Genomic DNA, 25,956 nt, shown 5'->3' with positions numbered 1-25,956 from the left:
CAGCGCTTCCCCGGACTGCTCGACCTCGTCCTCAAGGAGAGCGTCGGCCGCGTGGAGCCCTACGTGAACGCCGAGAGCGCCTGACCCTCCGGGGCACCCCTCCGTGGCCCCGACGAACCGGACCCACCGCAGCCAGGCATCCAGCTTGCGGTCGGCTTCGATCACCTCGAACGACACCCCGGACGCAACGTCGACCAGGTCACGGCCGAGCCGGCGAGGTCGTCGGCCTCCCGCCCGACGCCCGCCCGCCCGCCGAGTGGCCGTAACCCGTGCACCAGCAAGGCGATAGGCCACCCACCCCGCCGTCATGCGGATTGGACCGGATCGACTCCATCGGCACGAAGACCTGGATCTCCATGGCCTTCGCCGTGTGCAGCGGCAGCTCCCGCAGCAGGTGGCGCGGCACTTTCGAGGATGGCGAGCTGAGCGGGGCGGCGACAATCGTCAGCCTCACTGCCTACCCCTTGGTTCACTCGCGGGTCGGATACGGCTCACCCCTCTCGGCGAAGGGCTGTGCGACGCCCTCGATGCCATGGCCGGCTGAGCCCTGGCAGTCCCCGACGACGAGCCAGCACGCACCGTGTGACCTTCGGGGTCACCTGACAAGCACACCCGTCCGCTACAGACAGCTTCCCTCCCACACGGAGGGATCCCGACCCCGCCTGCGTCGACTCTGGCGCACCCGCGTCCCATCTGCCGGCCCTGGTTCAGGACCGCTCATCCGCGTGCGCGCCGGCCCGACAGCCGAGGGCCCCGGCGGATCCGCCGGGGCCCTCGTGCGTGCGACCGGTCTCAGATGGTCGCGTTGTCGATCACGAACCGGTATCGCACATCGCCGGCGGTGAGCCGCTCGTGTGCCTCGTTGATCTCGGATGCGGTGATCAGCTCGATCTCCGCGCCGATCCCGTGCGCGGCACAGAAGTCCAGCATCTCCTGGGTCTCGGGGATGCCGCCGATCATCGATCCGGCGAGGATCTTGCTGCCGTAGCTGAGGGAGATCGGGTGGAAGGTGACGGGCTCCTCCGGGACGCCCACGTTCACCAGGGCGCCGCTCGTCTTCAGCAGGCTGAGGTAGGCGCCCAGGTCCAGCGGCGCCGACACCGTGGAGACGATCAGGTCGAAGGAGCCGGCGAGTTCCTCGAATGTCTTCGGGTCGCTGGTGGCGTAGTAGTGGTCGGCGCCCAGCTTCAGGCCGTCGTCCTTCTTGCGCAGGGACTGGGAGAGGACCGTGACCTCGGCGCCGAGCGCGTGCGCGATCTTGACGCCCACGTGGCCGAGACCGCCCAGGCCGACCACGGCGACCTTCTTGCCGGGGCCCGCGCCCCACTGCTTGAGCGGCGCGTACGTGGTGATGCCGGCGCACAGCAGCGGCGCGGCGGCGTCCAGGGACAGCCCGTCGGGGATACGGACGACGAAGTTCTCGTCGACGACGACGTGCGTGGCGTAGCCGCCGTAGGTGATCTCGCCGTCACGGCCGATGGCGGCGTACGTCTGGACGGCCCCCTGTACACAGTGCTGTTCCTGACCGGCCTTGCAGTTGTCGCACTCGCGGCAGGAGTCGACCATGCAGCCCACGCCCACACGGTCGCCGACCTTGTACTTGGTCACGCCGGGGCCGACCTCGGAGACGACGCCCGCGATCTCGTGACCCGGGACCATCGGGAAGACCGCCTCGCCCCAGCCCTCGCGGACCAGGTGGATGTCGGTGTGAGAGGGCGGTACGTGACTTGATGTCTGTATTGCCCTCCCCGCTGACCGGCTGGCTCGTCGACGGGTACGGCCGTACGCCGATAGCCCAGCCTCCGGCCTCACCCTCCTCGCCGCCGGAATCAGCGCCGCCGCGGCGCCTGCCGACTCCGTCGCCCTGCTCGCACTGGCGCTCACCCTGCTGGGGCTGGGCTGGAACCTGGGCCTCGTCTCCGGCACCGTGATGATCACCGATGCCGTGCCGCTGGCCACCCGCGCCAAGACCCAGGGCATGGTCGACGTCTCCATCGCCATCGTCGGCGCCACCGGGGGCTTCAGCTCCGGCCTCGTCGTCTCCGCCTCCGGCTACCCCGTCCTCGCCCTCACTGGCGGCAACCGCTCTCGCCGTCGTCCCCGCGATCGCCACCAGGTGCGAGCAGCCGGTGACCCGGCCTGTCCCGTCGGGGGAAGCCGGCCGCCCTCACCGTCGATGGCACCGGGCACCGTCGTCCACGTCATCGCCAGCACCTCATCCGCCCGATGCTCGACGACCGGAACACTGTCCACTACCCGATGCCGGCCCGCTCCGTCGGACTCACCCGTGGCAGCGCCGGCCCGCCTGAGCGACTTCGCCGGACCGGCCCCGGACTGCACCCTGGCGGGATGCGGTGATGTTCGTCGTCGTCTCCCACAGCCTCCCGCCGTGGGCGCCCGGGCACGGCGGTAGTCTGCGCGAAGGCCAGGCCACGGGCCGCGGCGACCAGCGCCGCGCCACCCCTTCTCAGCCGGCGATATCCGTTCCGGGGCAACGCACGCGGCACTGCCCGCCGCTCCCGCCATATGGCGGGGTGAGTAGCAGATCTTCCCGCCACCTGCGGGTACCTTCGTCCACGGTTGCCGCCGACAGTGGACGCTACCCCGCTCACCACCGGCTCGTGAAGGAAGAGTGCGATGACCGACCAGACGGCAGCAGACATCCTCGGCGCCACCACGACCCGTCCGCTCTTCGACCCCGAACTCGCGCCCGTCGCGGAAGCGCTGGCGGCCGCCATGCCGACCTGGTCCGACGAGACCCTCGCGCCGAACCGGGAGGTGCTGGCCGAGGGGATGCCCGGCCAGGAGCCGGTGGACCTGACGGCTGGCGGCAGGGTGCGGGTGGAGGAACGCCAGGTTCCCGGGCCGGAGGGCGCGCCGGACATCACGCTGCTGATCCTCAGCCCGGTCGAGGACCGGGGCCCCAAGGGGGGCATCTTCCACATCCACGGCTTCCACATCCACGGCGGCGGGATGATCGCCGGGAACCGCAAGTCGGTCGTCGAGTTGTTCCTCCCGTTCGTGGTCGAGGGCAGTGCGGTCGTGGTGTCGGTCGAGTACCGCCTGGCTCCGGAACACCCCGACCCGGTGCCCGTGGAGGACTGCTACGCCGGGCTCGTGTGGACGGCCAAGCACGCGGACGAGCTGGGCATCGACCCCGACCGTCTCCTCGTCGCCGGGGCCAGCGCCGGTGGCGGACTCGCGGCCGGCACCGCGCTCCTCGCCCGCGACCGGGCCTTCCCCAGGCTGAGCCACCAGGTACTGGTCTGTCCCATGCTCGACGACCGCTTCGAGACGCACAGCAGCCGCATGCTGGATGGCGAGGGATTCTGGGACCGCAACGACAACCTGTACGGTTGGACCGCGCTGCTGGGCGAGCGCCGCGGCGGACCGGACGTGTCGCCCTACGCCGCGCCGGCCCGGGCGGAGGACCTCAGCGGCCTGCCCCGCACCTACATCGACACCGGCTCGGTCGAGGTGTTCCGTGACGAGGTCCTCGTCTACGCCGGCCGCCTGTCCGAGGCGGGTGTGAGCGTCGACCTGCACATGTGGGGCGGCGGCTTCCATGGGTTCGACGGGCTGGCGCCCCACGCGGCGGTGTCGCGGATCTCCGCCGCGACACGCGACGATTTCATCCGACGGGCTCTCGAGGACTGAGCGGCCGGACCGGCTCCGGCCATGCCACGGAGCGAGAGTGGCCCGGGAGGTTGGCATGCGTGAACTCATCGGCAGGCTGGAAGTCACCGACGACGCGACGGCCAGTGCGCTGCGCGTCATCGGCCACTTCGACAGCCTGGTCGAGGAGCGGGCCTCGGTCGCGGCCGTGGTGCGGGCGACGGCGGCGCTGGCGGGATGCCCCGCCGGCCTGCACGACGCCGGCCGGGGGATCACCCGTCGCTACGACTCCCAGGGGCACCCGCTGCCCGAGGCGGAGAGTCGCTCCTGGGCACGGGTGGCGGTACCGGGCAGGCCCGGCTCGTGGGTCTGGCTGGAGCGGGCCGCCGAGGCCAGGCCGCTGGACGCCCTCATCCTCGAGCGCTCGGTCCTCGCGATCCAGACGCTCACGGGCGGCTCCGTCCGCCGCGATGCCGATACCGCGGTGAGGATCGCCTGCGACCCCGATGTCTCCGAGACCGACCGGCTCGACGCGGTCGGCATGCTGGGGCTCACCTGCCCCGTGACCGTCGTCGTCACCGCTTCCCCCGGACCGTCCACACCGCACACCACCCGGATCGGGGGCCACGCCGTCGCCCTGGTCCCGGAAGCAGCAGCCCTGCCCCAGGACCTGCGGGCCGGGACGGCCGTCGCCCGGCGGCCGGCCCACCTGCCGACCGCCCTGGAACGGGCGCGTGTCGCGCTGCGGCTGTCCGACCGCGCGGAGGGCCCCGGCCCGTCCCTGGTGGCATACGACGATCTCGGAGCCCTCGCCGTGCTCGCCGAGCGGATCACACCGCGAGAGGCGGCCACCACCACCGACGTGCACCGCCTGGACCAGGTGCTGGTCACCCATCCCTGGGTGATCGACACCCTCCAGGCAGTGCTCGACCAGGCGACTCTGCGGCAGGCCGCGACCGGCCTCCACCTCCACCACTCGACCCTGCAAGAACGCCTGTCCTGGCTGTCGACCCAGCTCGGCTACGCGGTCACGAAGCCCGGCGGACGCCAACGCGCCGCAGTCGCCGTGCTCCTGTGGCGGATCGCCCACAGCGAGGACGAAAGCGCCGACGGCTGAGAGGGCGGGATGAGGCTTGATGTCTGATTTGCTGCTTCGTTGAGGGTGAGCGTGCAGGTCGCGGCGACGCAGGGTGGCTTACGGCCGCGGATGGGTGAACAAGCCCTGCTCGGCCTCGGTCAGGATCCCGCGTTCGACAAGCCGCTTGAGCTTCAGGCGGGTGTTGTTGATGGTGTTGGGCGCGATCTCCAGGTCCATCGCCTCGCATACCTGCCGCGCCCGCAAAGGGGCGGCGGCTGCGGCGAACACCGCCATGATGTGCTGGTAGGCGGGATGGTCCGGCAGCTTCGGGACCGGCGGCGCGGACGGCTGCGGATCGGGCAGCTCCAGCAGCGTCTTGCGGGTGATCCGGACCTCCTCGGCGGCCCGGCCGAGCTCGTCCAGCCGCGCGGTCAGCTGCGCGATCTGCTCCCCAGTCGCCTCGGCTTGCGCGGCGATCTCCCGTTCCCGCTCCTCCAGCCGTGCCAGCACCGCGCCGAGAGTGAGCTGATCGCCGGTCATGCGGTGCGCCAGGCCGGCGCGGTCGCCCCGGACAGCCGGCGCAGTATCACCGCGGTCATAGCCCAGTACACCCGCGACTGCGAACTGCTGGGCTGGTGCTCGTAGTCGCGCACCAGCCGGCGGTGCAGCATCAAGATCCCGTAGGCGCGCTCCACGATCCACCGCTTGGGGATCGGAACGAACCCGGTCTGCGCGGGGTTGCGCTCGACGATCTCTACCTCGATGCCCATCTTCTCCCCGTGCGCGACGACGGCATTCTTGAAGCCCTGGTCGACCAGGGCCTTCTCGACGGTGCCGGTGTCGGCGGCGACCTTGTCCAGCAGCGTAATGCCAACAGCGTTCTCGTGCGCCGACGCGGCCACCACGACCACCGCGATCACCAGCCCCAGGACGTCAACGGCCAGGCCGCGCTTGCGGCCCGGTACTTTTTTGCAGCATCACGCCCCGTCGACTGCGCGGGCACCCCGGCCGCGGCATGCACGCTCTGGGTGTCGAGCACCACCAGGCTCGGGTCAGCCTTCCGGCGCGCCTTCTCCCGCACCTGCCAGCGCAGCAGGTCGTGAATGGTCTGATCGGTGCCGTCGTCGCGCCAGGTGTAGAAGTAGTACTTCACCGCGCCGGGCGGCGGGAAGTCGTGCGGGAGCAGGTCCCACTGGCAGCCGGTGCGGCCTTGCTAGAGGAGCGCGTTGACGATCTCCCACATCGCGTACCGGCCCTGATGGCCGCTGACCGAGGGGTGCGCGGCCTTCCAGGCGGTGATCACCGGCTCGACCAGCGACCACTGTTCGTCGGACAGGTCGGTCTTGTAGGGCTTGCGCTCGCTCACGACGACCAGCCCAGCACGCCCACGGCCGCCGACCGGCCGAGATACCGTCCTGCCACACGTTCAGGTGACGACAAAACACCTATGCGCGGGTGCGGGGCCCCCTGCGGACGCTGCTGGACACCATGGACGGCGGCCCGGCGATCCTCGTGGGGCGGCGCGGGGACATCCTCGCCTGGAACCGGATGGCCGCGGCGGTCTTCGGCGACTGGGCCGAGCTGCCCGCGCAGGAGCGGAACTGGGCGCGGCTGGTGTTCCTCAGGCCCGAATACCGCGACCTGTTCGTGGACTGGGAGCACAAAGCGAACGACGTCGTCTCTCAGCTGCGCCTGGACGCCGGCTCCCATCCAGGCGACCCCCGGCTGTCCGCGCTCGTGGGCGAACTCTCCTGATGAGGTGCATCCAGTCCGGGCGGTACAGCTCCCGGTTGTAGTTCGACTCCCCCATGGTAGAGACGAACTTGGAGTACATCGCCTTCACATACTCCAGCGTCACCTCGTCGCCCTCGGCGAGTGCCTGCTCCCGGGCGTCCTTCAGTGCGATACGGAACTTCTCCAACAGGCTCTCGGTCGCGCCCGAGGTGAACGACTCGTGGATCTGAGGCGGTTCACACAGACCGTACTTGGGGCCGGACAAGCGCAGCAGCAGGCGCAGGGTGGGTTCGGTGACCCAGAGTGGGCCGGGCTCGTCCCGGTTGCCGATCGGGTTGGGCAGGTACGCGCTGTGCTCCCATGCGGGCGGGGTGATCAGGTGGACGCCTGCGCGTCGGCGGTCGTGGTGGTTGCCGGTGGAGTGTTCCAGCTGGCCGATCGGCAGGTGCGTCTTGAGCGCGCTGAGGTAGGCGCCGTTGATGTCCAGGGCCGTCACCTGGTGCATGCCGGACGGTAGTTCGGGGCGGGTCCACTTGGGGCGGGCCTCCCAGATCTGGTCGGCGCCGCGGGCGGAGGGCTTGCGCAGGATGTCCGGGATCCAGGGGTGGGCGACGATGGCGTAGCGGCCGCCCTTGCGGCAGTTGTCCAGCAGGGCCATCGCGTCCGGGATCGCCCGCTTGACCAGCGCTGCCGTCGCCGCCTTCACATCGCCCTCGTGTCTGGCCAGAGCTGCCGCGACGACTTCTGCGATCGGATCCGGCAGGTCGGAGGCGGCCTGCACACGGCGGGCGGCGGACACGGTCCTTGCCGGCGCGGCGGGGCGGGACGGACGGCTCGCCGGGACAGCTATGGCCGGCGGGGCGGGTTGCGGCGCGCACGCGGCGGGGTCCAGGTGTTGCGGGAATCCGGCGACCTGGTGGCGGGCGGGCTGCCCGCACAGGACGCACGGCCGGGGCACTCCCAGGTCCTCGACGTCGTCGGCTTCCGGCGCCGGGTACGGCTGATCAGCCGTACCCGGCTGCTCCGCAGCCCTCGCAGCGTCGCCGCCCGACGTGGCCGGCCCGGCTTGAGGGAGATCGGTGTGAGCAGCGGTTTCAGCCTGCCGGGCGGCGTCCAGGTCGGCGAGCTTGGCCTGAGCGCCTTTGAGGAAGTAGGCGTAGCGCTCACGGACGTCACCGGCCGGGTCGCGGCCCGCTTCCCAGCCGCCGACCGTGGAGGGACTCACCCCCAGCGCCCGGGCCACCTGCGCGCGGGAGAGGTCCAGCGCTTCACGCAGGGCGCGGCGCTGCTCGGCCGGGGGCAGTTCGACCTCTGTGCGGGCCGCGGCGAGCAGGGCGTCGATCGTCTCGAACTGCGGCTTCACCGTGACTCTCCCTTCACGGGCGACCGTCGCTGTCCGGCACGGCGCGCGTCGGGCAGTGCCTCGCACGCTCGGGTCGGGCCCGCCAGGAAGTCCAGGACATCCATGCCGTAGTGCACGGCCAGCGCCTCGCAGTCGGCCAAACTCCAGGCGGCGGCGCCGGACTGACGGCGGCTCACCTGCGCCTGCGTCACTCCCAGCGCCTCAGCCAGTCTCGCCTGCGACTCACCCGAGGCATGCATCAGTGCCGCCACCGTCAGCCGTACCCGTTCCGGCAAGGACATTCCCATGGCTCTCACCCTACCAGAATCATGCGATTTATGCATCATTTATGAGTGATTCGCATAGCTTTCTTGCGGTGGTCCGCGGCCCGGGAGCGCTGGGCACGGCCGGGCGGCAGGAGGCGGGCGCCGCGGTGCATCGGGGCTCCGCGCCCGGGCACACCGCCGCGGCCACCTGTCCGATAGCGGAGTCCGTCCCCACCGTGATCGCGTGCGGGTCAGGGCACCAGCGGATTGTTCCGGGAGAGCGCCCGGGTGGAGGCGGCGGCGCGGCGGGCGTGGCGGCACGGCGTGAAGAGCTCGAAGTGGCAGGCCGTGGCGGGCTCGGCCGACGAACTCGCCGTCCAGCTGGCCTTCCTCGCGGTCCTCGCGGTCGGCGGGGCGCGGGTGACGTCCGGGGAGATCCCCGTGTCCACCCTCATCGCCTTCCTGCTGTACCTCTTCTACCTGATCGAGCCGGTGTCCACGCTGATCGAAGCCGGGTCCTCGTATCAGGAGGGGGCGGCCGCGCTGTCGCGGATCACGCGGGTGGAACGCCTGGCGACGGAGCCGGCCGGCCCTCGCACGGGCGCCCTGCCCCGGCAGGGGGCACCGGCCACGGGTCCGGCACCGGTCCCGAATCCGGCGTCGGTCCGCTTCGAGGAGGTGTGCTTCCGCTACCGCTGCCGGGCTGGGGCCTGCTCGCCGCCCGGGCCGCAGGCCGGACGTGGAGAGGAGCCGTCAGGATCGGCGTATCGACGCGCTTGCGGGAGATCGGGCTGTATCGACGCGCTTGTGGGAGGGGCGTCGCATTGGTCAGCACCCTGCTGAAGTGACACGGCGATGGTCACGGATGCCGCAGAGGGGGGCGGGGGTGGCTGAGGGGGGCGAGGGCGATGTCGTCGGCCGCGTATCGGCCCCTGGCCCGCCCCTGTCAGACGCTGGCGCCGGGCCGGGGCGTCGGCGAGCGTACGAGATCCCCGCGGATCAGCCGACGGACCGAGGACTCGACACCGTTTTGAAGGGGCTCGCGACAGGACACATCCCGCCGCCAGACGCCAGACGGCGGACGAGCGGACGAGCGGACGAGCGGACGAACGGACGAACGGACGAACGGACGAACGGAACTGCGGTTCGCGGCATGAGGTCTGCACGTGACCGATGGGCTCATCCCCTCACCCACCACGGCACAGCATGAGCCGGCGTGGCGTGGCAGGCGGCCGGGCGGTGGCTGTGCCACCCCGGCTGCCTGGTCGGTCAGTCCGCGCTGAGGGGAAGGCGCAGCCGCGCCCGGTAGCCGCCCGCTGCGGTCGGGCCCGCCTCCAGGGTGCCGTGCAGAATGTCGGCCCGTTCCCGCAGACCGGCCAATCCCTGCTGCGAACCGGGCGGGGACAGCGAAGGCCGGGTGGGCGGGGTGCTGGTGACGCTCACTCCGATGCCGTCGCCGTCCTGCCCCTTCTTCTGGTCGTGGTGAGTCTGCTGACCCACAACATCCCAGCAACCAACTCGACGACCCGGACACGTCACGGTCACAGTCATGCCGAGGGCGCGAGCCTCTGCCTCAGGGCGTCGTTGTCGTCGTGGTGGACGACCTCCTCGAAGCGCAGCCGCAGCCCGTGCTTGTGCAGCAACTCCGCCACGATCGTGTCGAGGTGTTCGCGGTGCTCCTCCGTCCGCGCCTGGAGGTACGCCTCGCGGATGTCTTCGGGCTCGTCGGCGAGCACCTGGTCCATGCGCTCGCGGATGTACCGCTTGAGGTTGATGTGCTCGATGAACACCTCCCCGATTCCTGCCTCGACGAGCTGCCCGAAAAGGTCGTCCAGAAGCTCGGGCTGGGTGGCGAAGTGGGGCAGGAGCGGGCCGACGAAGGCGTAGGTGGGGATGTTGGCCTCGTTCAGCTCGGCCAGGGTGCGCAGGCGGCGGGAGGCAAGCGGGGCGCGGACCTCCAGCCAGCGGCTCATGCTGTCGTCGGTGGTGGTCACGGTCATGCCGACCTCGGCGCGCGGCAGACTGGTGAGCAGGTCGATGTCGCGGGTCACGACGGGGGACTTGGTCAGGATGCGCACCAGGCCCGGGTACTCGACTGCTCGCAGTTCGCGCAGGATGCCGCGGGTGAGCCGGTACTTCGTCTCGTGACCCTGGTAGGGGTCGGTGACCGAGCTGAGCAGCATCGTGCCCCGCCGTTTGTCCTGCGGCATCTTCGCCAGCTCCTTGCGGGCGAGTTCGACCGCGTTCTTCTTCACGTACAGGTAGTCGCCCCACTCCTTGACGGACCGGCCGAACTGGCGTCCGGCGAAGCTGGCGAAGCAGTAGGCACAGCCCAGTACACAGCCGGTGTAGGGGTTGATGACGTAGTCGTTCGACGGGGTCTTCGACTTCTGGATCAAGGTCTTCGCTTCGATCTCGACCGGCTCCATGGCCGCTTCCTTCCTGCCGGCCCGGCGGTCCGCGTACGAGAGGCCGGGTTTCTCCACTGTCTGCGGGCCGGTCCTCCGAGAACCACCGAACCCATACCCACGGAACAATAATCGAAGGAAGTTGCTTCCATGGAATACAAATGGTTTGCTGGACGCCGAGCCGGTTCGGGGTCCTGATCCCTGCCGGTCAGGCATGCCGCCCCACCGCCAGGTGGCCTGCACGGCCTGGATTCGGCATGCCACAGAAACATGACACATGTCCCCCTACGGGGCGTAAGGAGTGAGCGCCATGGCCCCTCCCGCCTTCGACTCGGCCGCCTGGTTCGAGTTCGGCACCGACCAGCCGGAGAAGGTCAAGGACTTCTCCGGCGTGCTCTTCGACTGGCAGTACATCCTCAACACCAACACCCCGGGGGCCTTCTGTCACTCGGTGATGACACCGGGCGCCCAGCAACCGGCCGGCGGTGTACGGGAGTCGGAGGGCGGCTTCCCCAACTACACGATCCTCTACGACCTCGGCGCCCGACGCGTCGTCCCCGCGCACTACGACAGCTGGGCCCACTTCCAGGAAGGCCACGGCGAGATCCAGGCCGCCTTCGCCGAAGCCGGCCTCGCCGACCGCCTCGACTTCGCCCGATGACCCCGACCGAACCCACGGAGACCACGATGACCACTGCCAACCTCGACCTGGCCCGCGCCTACTTCCAGGCCGTGCAGACCGCAGACATGGCCGCCCTCGGCGGCCTCCTCGACGAGCAGATCCTCTGGCACCAGCCCGGCGCCAACCGATTCTCCGGCGACCACAAGGGCCAGGGCGCCGTCTTCCAGATGCTCGGCAGCATGATGGAGGCCAGCCAGGGCACCTTCGCCATCGACAAGATCCACTCCCTCATGGGCAACGGCGACCTGGTCGCCGCCACCATCCACTTCACCGGCCGCCGCGCCGACACGTCCATGGCCATGGACGGCGTGGACCTCCTGCGCATCCAGAACGGCAAGATCACCGAGATGTGGCTCTTCTCCGGCGACCAGAACGCCGAAGACGCCTTCTGGGGCCGCTGACGCCCACCGTGTGCCCCGAGGCCGACCCGGCCTCGGGGCTTGACGACGGCCACACCAGCGAAAGGCATCGCATGCGGAAGATGACCGACGAGCAGTGGCGGGCGTTCGTCACGCACGGCACCCGCACCGGCAAGCTTCGACCGTCAAAGCCGACGGCAGCCCGCACCTCACCCCGGCCTGGTTCCTCCTCGACGGTGACGACATCGTGCTCACCACCGAGAAGGACGGCGTCAAGGGCCGCAACCTCGCCCGCGACGGACGCTTCGCCCTCTGCGTCGACGACGACCACCCCCTACACGCGTTCGTCATCCTCCAGGGACACACCGGCACCTCGGCGAACCGCGACGAGATGCCGCACTGGGGCGGCCTCCTCGGCACCCGCTCCATGGGTGAAGACCGCACCCAGAACTACGCCGCCCCCAACGGCGGCCCCGGCAACCTCCTCATCCGCGCCCGCCCCCATCGACGAAGTCATCGCCTTCAACGGCGTCGCCGAGTGAACGACAACGTCCCGGGCACGGCAGCGGGGCAGACAACCACGATTGCCTGCCCCGCTGCCGTGCCCGGGACGCCCTGGCTCACGAGGCCGGCCGGCCGGGCCGCTTCGGCGCCCCCATCGCCGGCACCGGCGTCTGACCCCCGGCCCTCCGCTCCGCATCCAGAGCACGTCCGGCCGCCCGCAGCGTACTGAGCACCGCAGTCACCTCGCGTACCGACTTCTCAGGAATCACCGACCCGATCCGCAGTTCCAGCTCCTCCTCGAAGACCTTCAGCGCCCCCTCCACCAGCTTCCGCCCCTCAGGGGTGAGCTCCACGATCGAGGAACGGCGGTCGTTCGGATTGGCCCGCCGCCCGCACAGGCCCGCCGCCTCCAGACGGTCGACGACCTTGCTCGTGCCGCCCACCGTGATCGAGAACTCCTCCGCGATGTCCTGGATCCGCCGCCCAGGCCGCCGCAACAGCAGGTGCAGCACCTCGAACGACGTCAGCGCCACGTCATACTCCGCCCGCAACCGCCCCTCGATACCGTCCCACAACTCGATCTCCAGCGAGACCAGCTCCCGGTACAGCAGCTTCAGATCAGTGCCAGCCATCACTCATCTTCCAAAGAATTATCTTCCACAGACAGTTAATTGTAGGCCACCGGTATCGGGACTCCCGGCGAACGCCAGCGCGTCGGCACCGATGCGGGCGGGTCGAGGCCACGATCTCAGCCGGCCGGTGACGGCAAAGGACCTGCCATGTGCCGAGCGTGGCCTGCGCCGGCAATGTGCGGACGACAGCAGGGCGATCGGCGAGTCGCTGGCCGAAGTGGCTGTCTTCCCTCCTGACCTGGTGCAGGACGCCGACCAGCGCTTCGACGCCGGCCTTGAACTGGGCGATCTCTTCGGCGTCCGCCGCCCGCAGTTCTCCCAGGCGCCGGACCTGCCGGCGCAGCCGTTTCCCGGTGCGCAGAGCGGAGAGCACCGCACCGGCAGGCCGCAGCGGGTACGGCCGACGCCCACGCCGACCCACCGGGACGGGTACGCAGTACCGCGTAAACCTCCGCAAGAGGGACCGCGGCAGGCGTGCCATTGACGGTACGTGGCCCTGCACGGCGGTCGCCGGCACGTCGAGCAGATGGGCCAGGGCGATCCCGTAGCGGCTGGCGTCGAAGTTCGAGCCGATCCCGTACACCCGCAGGCAGCCGGAGGCCTCGGCGAACAGCCGGGTCATCAGATCGACCGGATTGGTGACCACGAGCACACTCCCCTGACATCCGCGCAGCGCCGTGACCAGAGCACAGACGACGGGAGCGTCGGCTGCCGCGCCGCCCATTCGTACGTCGGCCATGCGGCCGCGGCACGAGCCGTGGCTGCAACCGTCGTGCACGCGCACGTCCTGGACCCGGAGCTGCTGCTCACCTTCGCCGTCAGCCAGCCCGACCCCGTACGCCGCCCCGGAGCCTGGTCCTGCGCAGGGCGACCCTGCTGACCACCGGCACCGCGCACGCCGTGCTCGCCAAAACCCTGTACGCGGCCGAGCCGCCCGGCACCGCCTTCACCGCCGCCGACCTGCACACCGCAGCCCAGGTCATGCACCACAGCGGCGATCTCACCGAAGCAGCGCTCACCGCCGCAATGGCCGCCCCCTGGTACCAGGCCACCGACCATGCCTGGATGCCAAGGCCACGCCCGGCGAGCACAGGCCCAGGGCCGCGCACCATGACCGGCCTACCAGCCGGCCGCCGAAACGCACGTCGGAAGTAGCAGCCGGAATCCGGCGGCGGACAGGGCCTTCAGGACCGCATACAGCCCGACCGCCACATCGGAGGCAACAGCCTCCAACCGCTCCTGACGTCCGCTGCACCGGGAAAGGCCGGCGTTCCCCGCCCGCCGACCTGGTCAACACCAGACAGCAGATGTCGGCAACGGGGACCCCGGGGCCAGGCCACCTCCTGGCAGCCCTCCAGCCCCGGCCTTCCTGAAGCCTCAACCCCGTAACCCCAGCGCCCTGTTCGCACGAACCAGGCGCTCGGGTACAGATAGACCGACCGTCGCCCGCAGCCAGGTCACGGTCTCCCCGGCACGGCAGAGCAGCCGGGGCCCTCCACGTGACAGTGGCCCGGAACAGGGTCAGCGACCGGGCCGCCGCGAGCGCATCTGCCACTGAGTCATCGCACCGAACGCCAGCACGTTGGCTCGGCGGGTGGTGAAGCGCGAGGCCAAGGTCATCACCCAGTTGAAGGTGCCGGAGACGACGCTGGGCGGCGGGTTGCGCCGGTCCAACGTGCGCAGTGCGGTGGTGACCACCTGGCGCGGGGTCTGCAGCCGGACACCGCGGGCCATGTCGTCGGAGCCGGCCGCGTCGAAGAACTCGGTGCGTGTCGGGCCCGGGGAGAGAGCGAGCACGCGCAGCCCGGTCCCTCGCGATTCCTGCCACAGTGCCTCGGTGAAGCTCAGCACGAAGGCCTTGGTCGCCCCGTAGACGGCGGCGTTCGGCCAGGGCTGGTAGCCGAGGGAACTGGCGACGTTGACCAGGACACCGGTCAACTGGCCGATGAACGCCCTGGTGACGTCGACCAGGCTGGCCACGTTCAGGCCGATCTCCTGCCGGACGCGCGCCGCATCCTCCTGACGGAACGGGCTGTGGGTGCCGAAACCGGCGTTGTTGACGAGACTGGTGACAGTGATCCCACGCCGGGCCACCTCCTCGGCCAGCGCTTCGCCCGCGGCCGGCACGGTGAGGTCGAACGGCACCACCGTGACGGTGACGTCGTACCTCGCGGACAGCTCGTCGGCCAGGGCCTGAAGCCGGTCCGCGCGGCGGGCGACCAGCACGAGGTCCGAGCCGCGCTCGGCGAACTGACGGGCGAACTCCGCGCCGAGGCCGGCACTCGCCCCGGTGATCAATGTGGTCTGGCTGCGGTAGTCGATCTTGTTCATGGCGGTTGGAGAGCGGCGCCCTCGCGGGTGCCCCTTCCCCTTCTCCTTTCGATTTCTGCGACGGTCTGTGACCGTCTTCTGGTGCTTGTCTGTTGCCGAGGCGGGCTCGGAGCCCGCCTGGGCGATGGCCGTGACGTGTGAGGTGTCCCCGGTGACGAGAACGAGATCGTGATCAGCCATCGGTGGCCTCCTCGCGGAGGTGTGCGCCTCGGCCAGACCCTGGCCGCTGCAAGGGCGGCAGTGCGTCCTGGTGCTCGACGTTGCCGCTCGGGTGCACACCATTTCCGCCGGTCCGCCGATCGATTGCGCCGCACGGGCGGCCGCGCGCGTGTGTGAGGGGTGCTCGGTAGCGGCGGCGCCGGGGATGGCTCCGTTACCGGAGCAGGAAGTTGAGGAGGGTCTCGGTGCGCTTGGTGAAGGGGGCGCGCAGCATGCGGGTGGCGTTCCAGCGTCCTAGGACGTGGATGCCCTTGGGGTGGCTGAGGGTGCGGAAGCCTTCGATGCCGTGGTACTTGCCCATGCCGCTGGCGCCGACGCCGCCGAAGGGGAGGTCGTCCTGCGCGACGTGCATGATGGTGCCGTTGACGGTGACGTTGCCGGAGGTCGTGCGGGTCAGGACCTTGCGCCGGTCGGGGCCGTTGTCGCCGAAGTAGTAGAGGGCGAGCGGCCGCGGCCGTGCGTTGACGTGAGTGATGGCGTCGTCGATGTCGCGGTAGCCGAAGACCGGCAGGATGGGGCCGAAGATCTCCTCGTGGGCGATTGCCATGTCGTCGGTGACGCCGAGCACGACGGTCGGTGCGAGGGTGTGCGGGCGGCGGGCCGCGTCGCCGGGCCGGTGTCCGACCTCGATGATGCGTGCCCCGTGGGCGCGGGCGTCCTCGAGCAGGTCGGTGAGGATCCTGTACTCCCTGTCGTCGATGATCGAGGTGTAGTCGTCGCTGGTGGGGCCGTCGGGGTAGGCGGTCTTCACCAGTTGGTCGTAGGTGGCGATGAAGGCGTCGATCTCGGATGCGTGGACCAGGGCGTAGTCGGGGGCGATGCAGGTCTGCCCGCCGCTGAGAAGCTTGCCGAAGACGATGTCGGCCACGGCCCGGTCATGGACGTGGCCCTTGGCCACGATGGTCGGGGACTTGCCGCCCAGTTCCAGCGTGACGGGGACGAGGTGGTCACTTGCGGCCTTCATCACGGCTCGGCCGACCTCGGTGCTGCCGGTGAAGACGAGATGGTCGAACGGCAGGGAGGAGAACGCGGAGCCGTCGCCGCTGACGATCGTGACCTGCTCGGGCGGGAAGAGTTCGCCGAGCATCGACGCGAGCACCGCGTTCGTCGCCGGGGTCAGCTTCGACGGCTTGAGCATCACGCGGTTGCCGGCGGGATCGCGGTGACCACGGGCATCAGCGACAGGTTGATGGGATAGTTCCACGGCGAGATGACGCCGACCACGCCCAGCGGCTGGTACTCGATGCGATTGCTGCCGAAACGCAGCAGCAGCTCGATCCGGCGGCGGGTCGGGCGCATGAACCGGCGCAGGTTGCGCCGCAGGTAGTCGATGCCCTGCACAACCCCCACGACTTCCGTCAGCGCGCTCTCGTGCCGCGAGCGATGCCCGAAATCGGCGTCGATCGCCTCCTCTATGGCCCCGCGCCGGGCGATCAGCGCCGCCCTGAACCGGGTCAGATCGCTGCGCCGCGCCTGAAGGGAGGGCGTTCCTTCGCGCAGGAAAGCAACCCGCTGGGTTTCGAGGATGTGGTGGAAGCGCTCCGCGTCGGTGGGCTGTGCGGTCACGTCGGTGATGGTCATGATCGTGTTCCTTAGCCGTTGACGAGGGAGCTGTGGGTGAGGGCGACGGGGTGCTGCGGGCGCTGCCGGCAGGCCATCCAGCCCCGTGAACCGGACCATCGAGCGGCACGCCCGCTCATGACATTCACTCTACGCACGGCTTTGCACTGAGTGCAAGTAGGTGCATCACGTGAGGCGAAGTACCATCGGTGCATGACTCAGAAACCAGCCCCCATCCGGGAACAGACCCGCTCCGTGGTCCGCTCCCTGCTCGCCCGGGCCGCCATCGAGCTGTTCGCCGCCAAAGGCTTCGACAACACGACCCTCGAAGAGGTCGCCTCCGCCGCGGGCGTCTCCCGGCGAACCCTGTTCAACTACTTCCGCAACAAGGAAGACCTCGCGCTCAGCGGCCTGGACGAACAGGGCGAACTCATCGCCGCCCGCCTCGCCGAACGCCCGGCCGACGAGGACGCCTGGACGGCGCTGCGCGCGGCGTTCCAGGTCCTCGAAGAGATCGACATGACAGCCGAGGCACGCCTGGAGTTCATCACGCTGCTCTTCGGCAACGACTCCCTGCGCGCCGGACACACCGAGAAGCAAGGCCGCTGGCAAGACCTGTTCGCCCCCCTGATCGAGCCGCGACTGCCCGACTCCGACCGCCGCGGTCTGCAAGCCCGCGCGATCGCGGCCGCAGCGATCATCTGCATGCAGGCAGCCAACGAGGAATGGGTACGCCTGGGCGGCCAGGCCGACATGTTCGACCTCTACGACACCGCCGTACACGCCATCCGGCGCCCCACCTGAAACCGGCCGCGCCCAGGATCCGCGGCCGACGCTTCAGTGCCCGAAGACCGCCGTCGCCACCGGCACCACCAGCAGCAGGCTGAGTCCGACCAGAGGAAGGCGGTCCAGCCACAGGACGGCGGCGAACTCACGCAGCGTCGCGGCCAGCCAGTAGGCAGGGGAGGTCGGCGCGCCCACGACGTGCACGGACACCCCGGCGCGGCGGGCCAGCAGGGTCGTGCGGTAGACGTGGAAGCCGCTGGTGACCACCGTGGCACGGCGGCCGGCAGCAGTGCCGCCCACGAGGGCCGCGCTGAAGCGGAGGTTCTGCCCGGTGTTGACGGAACGGTCTTCCCGCACGATCCGGTCGGCGGGCACTCCGCGTCCCCGCAGATAGTCGGCCATCGCGTCCGCCTCGGAACGGACCTCGTCCTCGCCCTGGCCGCCCGAGACGACGAACACCACACCAGGTGTGTCCGGTGCACAGGCGGCGTCGACCGCGAGAGCGCGCTCCAGCCTGCGGGTCAGCAGCGGGCCGGGCCGGTCGCCGTCGAGCCCGGCGCCCAGGACGACGACATGCGTGGTTTCCAGCAGGGGCGTGCTGCGGCCCTGGAGGAACACATAGCCGGCGAAGGCCAGGAAGAGCACAGTGAGGTAGCTTGCGGCCGCGTTCACCGCGACCAGCAGGGCACCGAACGCCTCGCCGCCGACCGCGTGGAAGACCGCGTTGAGACCGAGCACCGCCAGCAACGCGCAGCCGGCGGCCCCCGTCGCCAGCAGAGCCGCCTGCGGTCCGTAGCGCCGGACCAGCAGGACGCCGTCGGCCAACAGCAGCAGCCCCAGCGCGAGCACCAGCAGCAGGGCCGCGACGGCGAGGACGGCGGCGATGGCCGGGTGGGCGGCGGCGCTGCGGCCTGCCACGCCGAGTCCGGCAGAGGTCACCGCGAGGCAGAACAGGACGGCGGCGGAGAACCGGTGCGGTGCCAGCAGGGCGTTGACGACACCGCCTGCGGCGAACACGACCGCGGCAAGGTACTCCGGGTACTCCGGCATGTGCCGCACCGCTCCGCTCTCCCGCCCACCGGGCCACTGCCCCTACCCGCCCGCCTCTCGCCGTCCGCGAATTCCGCGCACCGGTGCGAACGGCTGCCGGCCATCCTCCCAGACCTGCTGTGGCACGCCGAACCCGGGCGGGCGGCGGTGCAGGACCGGCACGACGTGCCCGTGGCCCTGCCGACGACCGCGCAAGCCACACAAGGAAGGAACGGTGTGCCCTACAGCCCGGCCCGCAGGCGGCGTACCGCCCATACCGCAGCAGCCGCAGACCACTGCCCGCTCCTGCCACCGCCGCACTCCCACCCGCCCCGGCTCGCCTCATCCCTCTCCCCCGCGCCCCTATGCAGGAGCGGCCAGACCGGGCGCCGCTTCGGGCCCGTCAGCTGCCCCTTGGCCAGGCCCGCATGTTCACTGAGCCGGTCGCACGGCGGGACCAGTCCACTTCGCCGTGTGCGCCCAGTTCGTCGTGAGTCACCGGCGCAATCTCGCCCACAGGTTCCGGGCGCAGGTGTCAGTTCAGCGGCTTGTTCAGGACCGCCTTGCGGTGGCTGAACGTCTCGATGGAGTACCTGCCGTGGTAGTTGCCCATGCCGCTCTCCCCCACCCCGCCAAACGGCAGGTCGGAGACGGTGAGATGGGCGAGCGGCAGGCCGAACCCGAGGCCGCCGGAGGAGGTCTCCGCAGCGATCCGGTCGCGGGTCTCGCCGGACTCGCTGAAGACATACAGCGCGAGGGGCTTGTCGCGGTCGTTGATGAAGCCGATCGCCTCGTCGAGACCGGACACGGTGACGACGGGAAGGATCGGCCCGAAGATCTCCTCCTGCATCACGGGGGACTTCGGGTCGACGTCCGCGAGCACCGTGGGCGCGATGTACTTGCCGGCGCGGTCGCTGCCGCCGCCCACCACGACACGGCCTGAGTCGAGCAGGGCGGACAGCCGGTCGAAATGCCGCTCGTTGACGATCCGGCCGTATTCCGGCGAGGCCGACGGGTCGGCGCCGTACAGGGCGTCGACGGCGCGGACCAGGGCGGCCTCCAGGGCGGCTGCGGTCTCCGGGTCGGTGAGGACGTAGTCGGGGGCCACGCAGGTCTGCCCGGCGTTGAGGAACTTGCCGCGGGCCAGCCGGTCGGCCACCACGTCGAGGTCGGTGCCGCGGTCGACGAACACCGGGGATTTGCCGCCGAGTTCCAGGGTGACCGGCGTGAGGTGCTCGGCAGCGGCGCGCATCACGATGCGGCCGACGGTGCCGTTGCCGGTGTAGAAGACATGGTCGAACCGCTCAGCCAGCAGGGCCGTGGTCTCCGGAACGCCGCCCTCGACGACAGCGACCGCGTCGGCGTCGAGATAGGCCGGGAGAAGCTCGGCCAGCGCGGCGGAGGTGGCCGGGGCCAGCTCGCTCGGCTTTGCCACGACCGCGTTGCCGGAGGCGAGAGCACCGACCACCGGGGCGAGCAGCAACTGGGCCGGGTAGTTCCACGGGGCGATGACGAGTACCACGCCGAGGGGCTCGTACCGCGTCCAGGCGGTCGCGTCGGCGCCCAGGTGCGCGGGGACGGGAGCGGGCTCGGGGCGCAGCCACGCCTCCAGGTGGTCCAGGGTGTGGTCGATCTCCCGGACGGTGAAGTCGATCTCGGTGCGGTAGGCCTCGGTGCTGCTCTTGCCTAGGTCTGCCTTGAGGGCGGCTGCGAGGTCGGCGCCCCGCTCGGTGAGCATCGCCCGCAGCCGGCGCAGCTGGCCGGTGCGCCATTCCACGGGCCTGGTGCGTCCGGTACGGAAGGTGGCACGCAGCCGGGCCACGACGTCGGCGGGCTGCTCGGGTGTGTGGTGACTCATGGTGCCTCGCAGGTGAGCGCGGGCGGCCGCCCGCCGCGGAGTCTCGATCAGATGTATGTCAGCCATTCTTCTGCTCCACCGCATCCCGTCGACGCGTCTTCGTGACGAGGCTCACGAGGCCAGGCCGAATCGCGGGCGGGGCGGCCGCGGTCGCCGCCCTTGCCCACGCCCTCAACCGCCAGCCCGAGCAGGCCCGCGCGCCGCTCGCAGCCTCCGACGCGCCCACGCGCCGGATCCCCGAGGATGAGCGGTCCGACACGTGGCTGACGTACGGCGAGCCGAAGCACCACGCTCACCTCAGCCCCCATTCACACTCCCGGAAACGGCGCGGCCTGCTCCCATCACGACGGTGACACCGAGCAGGAGTGCCGCCGTCCCGTCACCGCCCAAGGGCGGCCTGGATACCGCCGTACTCGAGCAGATGCTGGACGAGACCTTCGATCACGCCGTCGTGCACCACGGATACACCACCCACATGCGTGACGACGAGGTCTTCGTCCACGCGGCAGCTGATCCCCGTACTGGCATCGCGCCGTCCCACCTGCGGTATCTCTTCCGGTATTGCGTTGAGACCCGGTGCGAGACGTCAGTGGCAGCGGAGACCTGGCGGGTCTCCTTGGATGAACGGCTCATCGACCACAAAGCCGGTGCCGACCTCGACGGATACGTCTGGGGCGTGAAGGGGCGCGCCCCTGGTCGAGGCCGGTGGCGGGACCTACTGCGTCTGCTGGAGGAAGACCGCAGTCTGCGCAGGGCGCACGAAAAGCAGGCCCCACACCGGCTGCCCACCGCGCCGTCTCGGTTCCCGTCGGCGCGGACGAGCGGGTGCGCCCGCACACCGCGAGGGGGCCATGGCCAACAGCTGACGGGCTCGCTTCGGTGCGGGAAGAGGGCGAACCGGCCCCACAGCAGCACCACTGCGTAACCGGGGATATCCGCCTTGGTGATCTCGCAGACGGCCCAGCCCAGGAAGGAACCAAGCCCGACGCTGAAATGCATCCGGCCCTCCGTGTGATCGCGGGCATCGCGTGCACACCGAGGGCCGGTTGCCCGAGCGGCGCAGGGTCGACCAAGTCTCGGGTACGACGCCTTGCATTCGATGTGCGACACGATCGGGACGTTCACCGCACGCAGTCGGTCCGGATGGTTCGGCACCTCGGTATCGGTGTCGCCCCAGCCGGCGACCGTGGCCTTGGCGCCCGGACGGATGAGCGCGTCCGTGTCCGGGGTCGGGAGGTTGACCGGGGCGATGCCGTAGACGGGTTTGGCCAGTTCCAGGAACGCGATGTCGTAGTCCCCGTTGTAGCGGGGGTGGATGGTGATCGTGCGGACGTTGCGCAGATGGCCCTGCTTCTTGTTCGACGGCACGGTCCGGCCCACGACGGTCTCCATCTGCTTGGGCTTCACGCCATCGACGCAGTGCGCGGCCGTCATCACGACATCAGGACTGAGCAGACTACCTCCGCAGAACTGCCGGTCGAGCGGCGTGCCCTTGCCCTTGATCAGCAGCGCCGCCATGAACGGGTACGAGCCGTTGGGCTGCGCGCCGCCACCGATGATCTGCACGACCGGGCGCCCGCGATCCGTCGACGTCGCGGCGTGTGCCGGGGAGTGCGGCAGCCAGGTAGCTGAGCATGTGGTGGACTCTGGTCCGCTCGTCCGGCTCTCTGCGCCGGCGCCGTCGGCGGCGGGCGGGTGCTCTCCAAGGAGATCGCCGACGAACTCATGGACGATGCCCGCGCTAAGGAGTCCTTGCAGAAGTTGTTGATCAAGTGACCGTCGGCTTGTGTGCTCGTTGGTCGGGTCGTGGGGAAGCGTGAGTCGCGGCCGTGGATCGTGTCGGACGAGCTATGGTCGCCCATCTCTGGCAGGCACCCCCTGTATCCGCTCACGAAGCGCCTCGAGGCCGACACGGCCGTCCCCCCTGCGGGGGACGCTGCTCAGTACCGTGTCCTTCGCGCGGGGGAGCGGTTCGGCCCGCGGGGATGATCCCTAGACGTGCCTGCTTCGCGAGGATGAAGCCATGAAGCTGAAGTTCCTTCACACGCCCCCGCCCGTCAGTGACACCGAGCGGCCCGTCCCCCGCTGGGCTATGCGCCTGGCCTACGCGCTTCCCCTGCTTTTGCTGCCATCGTGCCTGTGGCGGCTGCCCTTCGCCCTGCACTTCGAGATGGGGCAGGTTCAGGATCTCGACATGCCGCCTTATTGGGTGAGTATCCCGTACGTCCTCGGGCTCAGCGTGTTATCGGAAGCGATCGCGGTCTTGACCATCGGGCTGGTCCGGGGCTGGGGTGAGGTGGCACCCACCTGGATCCCGATCATCGGCGGCAGACGCATCCGACCGATGGCGGCCGTTGTCCCCGCCATCCTCGGCGGCCTGATTCTCACCCTGATGTTTACCGACGTCCCGATTGGCGACGGTCGCAGGCTCACTCCGTACGGCATCGTCGACAGCGTCGGATACACCAACGACGCCTGGCAGGCGCTTGCGACGGTGTGCATCACCCCGATCGCCGCGTGGGGACCTATCTCCATCGCTCTCGGGATCGCCTACTACCGCCGCCGAACCGCGCCGTCGCCGGGTTAGGGGTCCCGACAAAGGCGTTGGACGTGTCGGTGGGTGATGAGAGAGGTGGCGAGTCCGAGGAAGGTTTCGTGGATGTCGTCGCGTCTCTCCCAGCAGATACGCAGGCGGCGGAAGCCGTGGAGCCAGGAGATGGTGCGTTCGACGACCCAGCGCAAGATGCCCAGGCCCGAGCCGTGCGGCTGTCCGCGTTCGGCGATCACGGGGCGGATGCCTCGCTTCCACGGCACTCGTCGGTACTCGTGGTCGTAGCCGCGGTCGGCGAAGAGCATGTCCGGCCGTCTGTGTTGCCGCCCGACAACGCCGGCCACGGGTGGGACCTTGTCCAGCAGGGGCAGGAGCTGGGTGACGTCGTTGCGGTTTCCACCGGTCAGCGACACCGCGAGCGGTACGCCCTGGCCGTCGACAAGGACGTGGTGCTTGCTGCCCGGCCGTGCACGGCCGACCGGGCTCGGCCCGCTTCTGGGCCCCGCCTGGCCGCCCGCACGTGAGAGGCATCGATCACCGCCCGCGACCAGTCCAGCTTCCTCGCCGACCGCAACCTCTTCAGCAGCAACAGGTGCAACCGGCCCCACACGCCGACCTCGTTCCAGGCGGCCAGCCGCCGCCAGCAGGTTATGCCCGAGCCGAAGCCCAGTTCCTGGGGCAGGTACTCCCACTGGATACCGGTATGCAGCACGAACAAGATCCCGCACCACGCCTGCCGGTCCGGCATCCGCGGCCGGCCTGTCACCACTTCGGTCCCGGCTCGGGCAGCAACGGCTCGATGAGCGACCACAGTTCGTCCGACACGATCCACGGTCGCGACTCCCGCTTCCCCACGACCCGACCAACGAGCACACAAGCCGACGGTCATTTGATCAACGACCTTTGTTAGGTCCGCTAAACAGCCCTTCCGTCAGCCAGGAAAGGCCGCAGATGCGCCAGCATCGCTGTCGGCTGCTCCTCCGGGATGAAATGGCCGCACTCCGGGATCTCGGCACCGGTGACGTCGTCCGCGTACTCGCGCCAGATCTCCAGCGTCGGCAGGCGGGAGGGCAGCCCCACGGAACCCCACAGCGCCAGTACCGGCATCGTGAGACGACGGCCCTCGGCGGCGTCGATGTCGTCGAGGGCGACGTCCTGCTCCATGGCGCGGTAGTCGTCGAAACTCGCGCGCAGGGCACCCGGACGGGAGAACGCCCGGACGTAGGCGTCGACTGCTTCGGATGTCAGACCGTGGCGGTTGTAGGTCCACCGCTCGAAGAAGTACTCGAGATATCCGCGGATGTCGCGTCCCACGAGGCGCTCTGGCAGGTCGGGCTGCATCTGGAACAACCAGTGCCAGTACCCGGAGGCGAGGGAGGCATCCAAGCGGCGGAACATCTCCCGGGTGGGCACGATGTCGAGTACGGCCAACCGCTCCACCTGCTCCGGACGATCCAGCGCCCAACGGTGCGCCACACGGGCGCCGCGGTCGTGCCCCACGACCGCGGCCTTCTCGAAGCCGAGCGCTTCGACGAGACCGGCGATGTCGGCAGCCATGCGCCGCTTGTCGTAACCGGACGTGGGCTTGTCACTCAGGCCGTAGCCGCGCAGGTCGGGCGCCACAACAGTGTGGTCGGCCGCGAGATCCGCCAGCACCGGCCGCCAGCAGTCGGAGGTCTGCGGCCAGCCGTGAAGGAGCACGAGCAGGGGGCCGGATCCCGCCCGGACGTAGTGCAGGCGGACCGCGTCCACCTGCGTCACTCCGGTCGTCACTGTCGGATGTCCCATCGATGCGCCTCCTCGGCACGACTGACCGTCTTGGATCCGGCGGGTAAGCGTCTGCGGCGCGGACGAATGCGCCCTGCGCTTCGCGAACAGCTCCCCCGCCCGCAACTGCCGCTGGTGCTCCATGTCCCGCTGCGGCAACCGCACAAAGGCCCGCCTCCACCAGGCCCGGGCCAGACGGAGTGAGGACACCCCGGCAGGCTGAGTCCCCAGAGCTCCAGGCGCCACCGCGCTCAGTTCACTCGACGGGCCTGAGGCGGAAGGCGGGGCCGGGGATGCTCTCGATGTCCTGCGGTTGGACGGTGTGGCCCCGGTCGCAGCGGATCTGGGCGTCGACGTGCGCGCCGCAGTCACGGTGGCGGGACAGCATGGCCGGGCCCTCCGGGTCGGCACGGTAGCGGTCGCCCCACTGCAGGAGCCCCATCACGGCCGGGACCAGATCCGCGCCCTTGGGTGTGATCACGTACTTCGGCCGGCTCCGCGAGCCCGGCTCCCTGTAGGTCTCGGTGGCCAGGATCCCCTCCTCCACGAGCATCCGAAGGCGTGCGGCGAGAAGGTTGCGCGGGCAGCCGAGGACACGTTCGAACTCGCTGAAACGGGACGAGCCGTAGTAGACCTCGCGCAGGATCAGGATCGTCCACTTCTCGCCCACGACCTCAAGCGTCCGGGCGATCGAACAGTTCGACGCGTCCCGGTCGAGTCGGGGGTCCACGCCGGCGTCCTGCAGAGCTTGGGTCCTCGCATCCATGGGGGTGATTCTAACCCTATCTGAGTTTACTTACCCATACTCAGTCGGTAGTGTCATGGTCGTCGCATCAGCCCGGCCCCACGCGAGAAACCGGCGCGCACGGGACCCGCCCGAACAAGCACATCGACCATCGAGACATCCATGCAGAAAGCGGCCGGCAATGAAGGCATTCGTCGTCGAGAAGTACGGCAAGGACGGCGTCCGCGCCGCAGAGGTACCCAAGCCCACCGTCGGGGAACGCGACGTCCTGGTCAGGGTGGGCGCCGCCAGTGTCAACCCGCTGGACAAGATGGTCCGCAACGGGGAGTTCAAGCAGCTCCTGAAGTACAAGCGCCCGTTCGCGCTCGGCCACGACGTGGCCGGCGTCGTGACGCGGGTCGGCTCCGCCGTCCACGGGTTCAAGGTCGGCGACGAGGTCTACGCCCGGCCGCGCGACCTGCGGGTCGGCGGCTTCGCGGAGTTCATCGCG

At 70.0% G+C, this 25,956-nt stretch carries 21 protein-coding genes and 11 pseudogenes; 14 read left to right on the top strand and 18 right to left on the bottom strand.

What is annotated here, in order from left to right:
- Positions 1-792: 792 nt before the first annotated feature.
- A pseudogene (locus tag ACZ52C_RS41190) lies at positions 793-1,710 on the bottom strand (NAD(P)-dependent alcohol dehydrogenase); the annotation flags it as partial.
- 29 nt (positions 1,711-1,739) lie between these two features.
- On the opposite strand from ACZ52C_RS41190, the pseudogene ACZ52C_RS41185 reads away from it, so the two are divergent.
- The 3 genes and pseudogenes from ACZ52C_RS41185 to ACZ52C_RS41175 all read left to right on the top strand — a co-directional run.
- Positions 1,740-2,111, top strand: a pseudogene (locus tag ACZ52C_RS41185) (MFS transporter); the annotation flags it as partial.
- Positions 2,112-2,637: 526 nt separating this feature from the next.
- Positions 2,638-3,657: an alpha/beta hydrolase gene (locus tag ACZ52C_RS41180; RefSeq protein ID WP_469079653.1), complete on the top strand. Its 1,020-nt coding sequence runs from the start codon at positions 2,638-2,640 to the stop codon at positions 3,655-3,657.
- Between the two features lie 55 nt (positions 3,658-3,712).
- Positions 3,713-4,732 carry a helix-turn-helix domain-containing protein gene (locus tag ACZ52C_RS41175; RefSeq protein ID WP_469079652.1) on the top strand — a complete coding sequence of 340 codons (1,020 nt, stop codon included), beginning with the start codon at positions 3,713-3,715 and terminating at the stop codon, positions 4,730-4,732.
- Between the two features lie 78 nt (positions 4,733-4,810).
- Here the strand turns inward: ACZ52C_RS41175 and ACZ52C_RS41170 are convergent, their stop codons facing one another.
- On the bottom strand, positions 4,811-5,233 hold the full coding sequence (locus tag ACZ52C_RS41170; RefSeq protein WP_469079651.1) for a hypothetical protein: 423 nt from the start codon (positions 5,231-5,233) through the stop codon (positions 4,811-4,813).
- Positions 5,230-6,059: pseudogene (locus tag ACZ52C_RS41165) on the bottom strand (IS5 family transposase). The gene ACZ52C_RS41170 and the pseudogene ACZ52C_RS41165 overlap by 4 nt, the downstream one beginning before the upstream one ends.
- Before the next feature lie 122 nt (positions 6,060-6,181).
- Here ACZ52C_RS41165 and ACZ52C_RS41160 point away from each other — a divergent pair.
- Positions 6,182-6,385, top strand: a pseudogene (locus ACZ52C_RS41160) (MmyB family transcriptional regulator); the annotation flags it as partial.
- Here ACZ52C_RS41160 and ACZ52C_RS41155 read toward each other — a convergent pair.
- Positions 6,315-7,790, bottom strand: a complete 1,476-nt coding sequence (locus ACZ52C_RS41155) for a helix-turn-helix domain-containing protein (RefSeq protein ID WP_469079650.1) — start codon at positions 7,788-7,790, stop codon at positions 6,315-6,317. The pseudogene ACZ52C_RS41160 and the gene ACZ52C_RS41155 sit on opposite strands and share 71 nt — an antisense overlap.
- The gene (locus ACZ52C_RS41150) at positions 7,787-8,077 is read right to left on the bottom strand and encodes a helix-turn-helix domain-containing protein (protein ID WP_469079649.1); all 291 of its coding nucleotides are present in this window, start codon (positions 8,075-8,077) and stop codon (positions 7,787-7,789) included. Before ACZ52C_RS41150 ends, ACZ52C_RS41155 begins: the two co-directional genes overlap by 4 nt.
- 231 nt (positions 8,078-8,308) lie before the next feature.
- On the opposite strand from ACZ52C_RS41150, the pseudogene ACZ52C_RS41145 reads away from it, so the two are divergent.
- Positions 8,309-8,731, top strand: a pseudogene (locus ACZ52C_RS41145) (ABC transporter ATP-binding protein); the annotation flags it as partial.
- 573 nt (positions 8,732-9,304) lie between these two features.
- Here ACZ52C_RS41145 and ACZ52C_RS41140 read toward each other — a convergent pair.
- Together ACZ52C_RS41140 and ACZ52C_RS41135 are read right to left on the bottom strand one after the other, a co-directional pair.
- Positions 9,305-9,499: pseudogene (locus ACZ52C_RS41140) on the bottom strand (ATP-binding protein); the annotation flags it as partial.
- An 83-nt stretch (positions 9,500-9,582) separates the two neighbouring features.
- Positions 9,583-10,464, bottom strand: a complete 882-nt coding sequence (locus ACZ52C_RS41135; RefSeq protein ID WP_469079648.1) for a radical SAM protein — start codon at positions 10,462-10,464, stop codon at positions 9,583-9,585.
- 514 nt (positions 10,465-10,978) lie between these two features.
- On the opposite strand from ACZ52C_RS41135, the pseudogene ACZ52C_RS41130 reads away from it, so the two are divergent.
- From ACZ52C_RS41130 to ACZ52C_RS41120, 3 genes and pseudogenes are all read left to right on the top strand, one after another.
- Positions 10,979-11,104, top strand: a pseudogene (locus ACZ52C_RS41130) (MBL fold metallo-hydrolase); the annotation flags it as partial.
- A gap of 26 nt (positions 11,105-11,130) precedes the next feature.
- Positions 11,131-11,526, top strand: a complete 396-nt coding sequence (locus tag ACZ52C_RS41125; protein ID WP_469079647.1) for a nuclear transport factor 2 family protein — start codon at positions 11,131-11,133, stop codon at positions 11,524-11,526.
- 71 nt (positions 11,527-11,597) lie between these two features.
- Positions 11,598-12,026, top strand: a pseudogene (locus tag ACZ52C_RS41120) (PPOX class F420-dependent oxidoreductase).
- Between the two features lie 78 nt (positions 12,027-12,104).
- Here the strand turns inward: ACZ52C_RS41120 and ACZ52C_RS41115 are convergent.
- Complete coding sequence (locus ACZ52C_RS41115; protein ID WP_469079646.1) at positions 12,105-12,620, bottom strand: MarR family winged helix-turn-helix transcriptional regulator; 516 nt, start codon at positions 12,618-12,620, stop codon at positions 12,105-12,107.
- Positions 12,607-13,359 carry a hypothetical protein gene (locus tag ACZ52C_RS41110; RefSeq protein ID WP_469079645.1) on the bottom strand — a complete coding sequence of 251 codons (753 nt, stop codon included), beginning with the start codon at positions 13,357-13,359 and terminating at the stop codon, positions 12,607-12,609. Before ACZ52C_RS41110 ends, ACZ52C_RS41115 begins: the two co-directional genes overlap by 14 nt.
- Positions 13,360-13,377: 18 nt before the next feature.
- Between ACZ52C_RS41110 and ACZ52C_RS41105 the strand changes: the two genes are divergently transcribed.
- On the top strand, positions 13,378-13,500 hold the full coding sequence (locus ACZ52C_RS41105) for a hypothetical protein (protein WP_469079644.1): 123 nt from the start codon (positions 13,378-13,380) through the stop codon (positions 13,498-13,500).
- A 641-nt stretch (positions 13,501-14,141) separates the two neighbouring features.
- Here ACZ52C_RS41105 and ACZ52C_RS41100 read toward each other — a convergent pair.
- The 3 genes from ACZ52C_RS41100 to ACZ52C_RS41090 form a co-directional block, all read right to left on the bottom strand.
- On the bottom strand, positions 14,142-14,951 hold the full coding sequence (locus tag ACZ52C_RS41100; protein WP_469079643.1) for an SDR family NAD(P)-dependent oxidoreductase: 810 nt from the start codon (positions 14,949-14,951) through the stop codon (positions 14,142-14,144).
- Positions 14,952-15,324: 373 nt separating this feature from the next.
- Entirely contained in the window at positions 15,325-16,308 is a 984-nt protein-coding gene (locus tag ACZ52C_RS41095) for an aldehyde dehydrogenase family protein (protein ID WP_469079642.1), read from the bottom strand.
- On the bottom strand, positions 16,308-16,751 hold the full coding sequence (locus ACZ52C_RS41090; protein ID WP_469079641.1) for an aldehyde dehydrogenase family protein: 444 nt from the start codon (positions 16,749-16,751) through the stop codon (positions 16,308-16,310). The genes ACZ52C_RS41095 and ACZ52C_RS41090 overlap by 1 nt, the downstream gene beginning before the upstream one ends.
- A 192-nt stretch (positions 16,752-16,943) precedes the next feature.
- On the opposite strand from ACZ52C_RS41090, the gene ACZ52C_RS41085 reads away from it, so the two are divergent.
- On the top strand, positions 16,944-17,534 hold the full coding sequence (locus ACZ52C_RS41085) for a TetR family transcriptional regulator (RefSeq protein WP_469079640.1): 591 nt from the start codon (positions 16,944-16,946) through the stop codon (positions 17,532-17,534).
- A 33-nt stretch (positions 17,535-17,567) separates the two neighbouring features.
- Here ACZ52C_RS41085 and ACZ52C_RS41080 read toward each other — a convergent pair whose 3' ends face one another.
- Positions 17,568-18,566 carry a YdcF family protein gene (locus tag ACZ52C_RS41080; RefSeq protein ID WP_469079639.1) on the bottom strand — a complete coding sequence of 333 codons (999 nt, stop codon included), beginning with the start codon at positions 18,564-18,566 and terminating at the stop codon, positions 17,568-17,570.
- Positions 18,567-19,080: 514 nt separating this feature from the next.
- Positions 19,081-20,403, bottom strand: a complete 1,323-nt coding sequence (locus tag ACZ52C_RS41075; RefSeq protein ID WP_469079655.1) for an aldehyde dehydrogenase family protein — start codon at positions 20,401-20,403, stop codon at positions 19,081-19,083.
- Between the two features lie 397 nt (positions 20,404-20,800).
- Here ACZ52C_RS41075 and ACZ52C_RS41070 point away from each other — a divergent pair.
- Positions 20,801-21,157, top strand: a pseudogene (locus ACZ52C_RS41070) (YxiG-like protein); the annotation flags it as partial.
- Positions 21,158-21,540: 383 nt separating this feature from the next.
- Here the strand turns inward: ACZ52C_RS41070 and ACZ52C_RS41065 are convergent.
- Positions 21,541-21,921 (bottom strand): annotated as a pseudogene (locus ACZ52C_RS41065) (S1 family serine peptidase); the annotation flags it as partial.
- Positions 21,922-22,426: 505 nt separating this feature from the next.
- On the opposite strand from ACZ52C_RS41065, the gene ACZ52C_RS41060 reads away from it, so the two are divergent.
- Positions 22,427-22,990, top strand: a complete 564-nt coding sequence (locus ACZ52C_RS41060) for a hypothetical protein (RefSeq protein ID WP_469079638.1) — start codon at positions 22,427-22,429, stop codon at positions 22,988-22,990.
- Here the strand turns inward: ACZ52C_RS41060 and ACZ52C_RS41055 are convergent.
- Together ACZ52C_RS41055 and ACZ52C_RS41050 are read right to left on the bottom strand one after the other, a co-directional pair.
- A pseudogene (locus tag ACZ52C_RS41055) lies at positions 22,987-23,809 on the bottom strand (IS5 family transposase). The gene ACZ52C_RS41060 and the pseudogene ACZ52C_RS41055 overlap by 4 nt on opposite strands.
- Before the next feature lie 60 nt (positions 23,810-23,869).
- Complete coding sequence (locus ACZ52C_RS41050; protein ID WP_469079637.1) at positions 23,870-24,742, bottom strand: alpha/beta fold hydrolase; 873 nt, start codon at positions 24,740-24,742, stop codon at positions 23,870-23,872.
- A gap of 34 nt (positions 24,743-24,776) precedes the next feature.
- Here ACZ52C_RS41050 and ACZ52C_RS41045 point away from each other — a divergent pair, with 34 nt between their 5' ends.
- Complete coding sequence (locus ACZ52C_RS41045; RefSeq protein WP_469079654.1) at positions 24,777-24,944, top strand: CGNR zinc finger domain-containing protein; 168 nt, start codon at positions 24,777-24,779, stop codon at positions 24,942-24,944.
- A 33-nt stretch (positions 24,945-24,977) separates the two neighbouring features.
- On the opposite strand, the gene ACZ52C_RS41040 is transcribed toward ACZ52C_RS41045, so the two are convergent.
- A complete protein-coding gene (locus ACZ52C_RS41040) occupies positions 24,978-25,487 on the bottom strand; it encodes a winged helix-turn-helix transcriptional regulator (RefSeq protein ID WP_469079636.1) in 510 nt (169 codons plus the stop codon).
- Positions 25,488-25,647: 160 nt separating this feature from the next.
- Between ACZ52C_RS41040 and ACZ52C_RS41035 the strand changes: the two genes are divergently transcribed.
- Positions 25,648-25,956 (top strand): alcohol dehydrogenase catalytic domain-containing protein (locus ACZ52C_RS41035; protein WP_469079635.1); only part of this gene is annotated, 309 nt, incomplete at its 3' end.

This window comes from Streptomyces sp. NPDC034049, from assembly GCF_055575575.1.
This window is presented reverse-complemented; position numbering and strand designations above follow the sequence as displayed.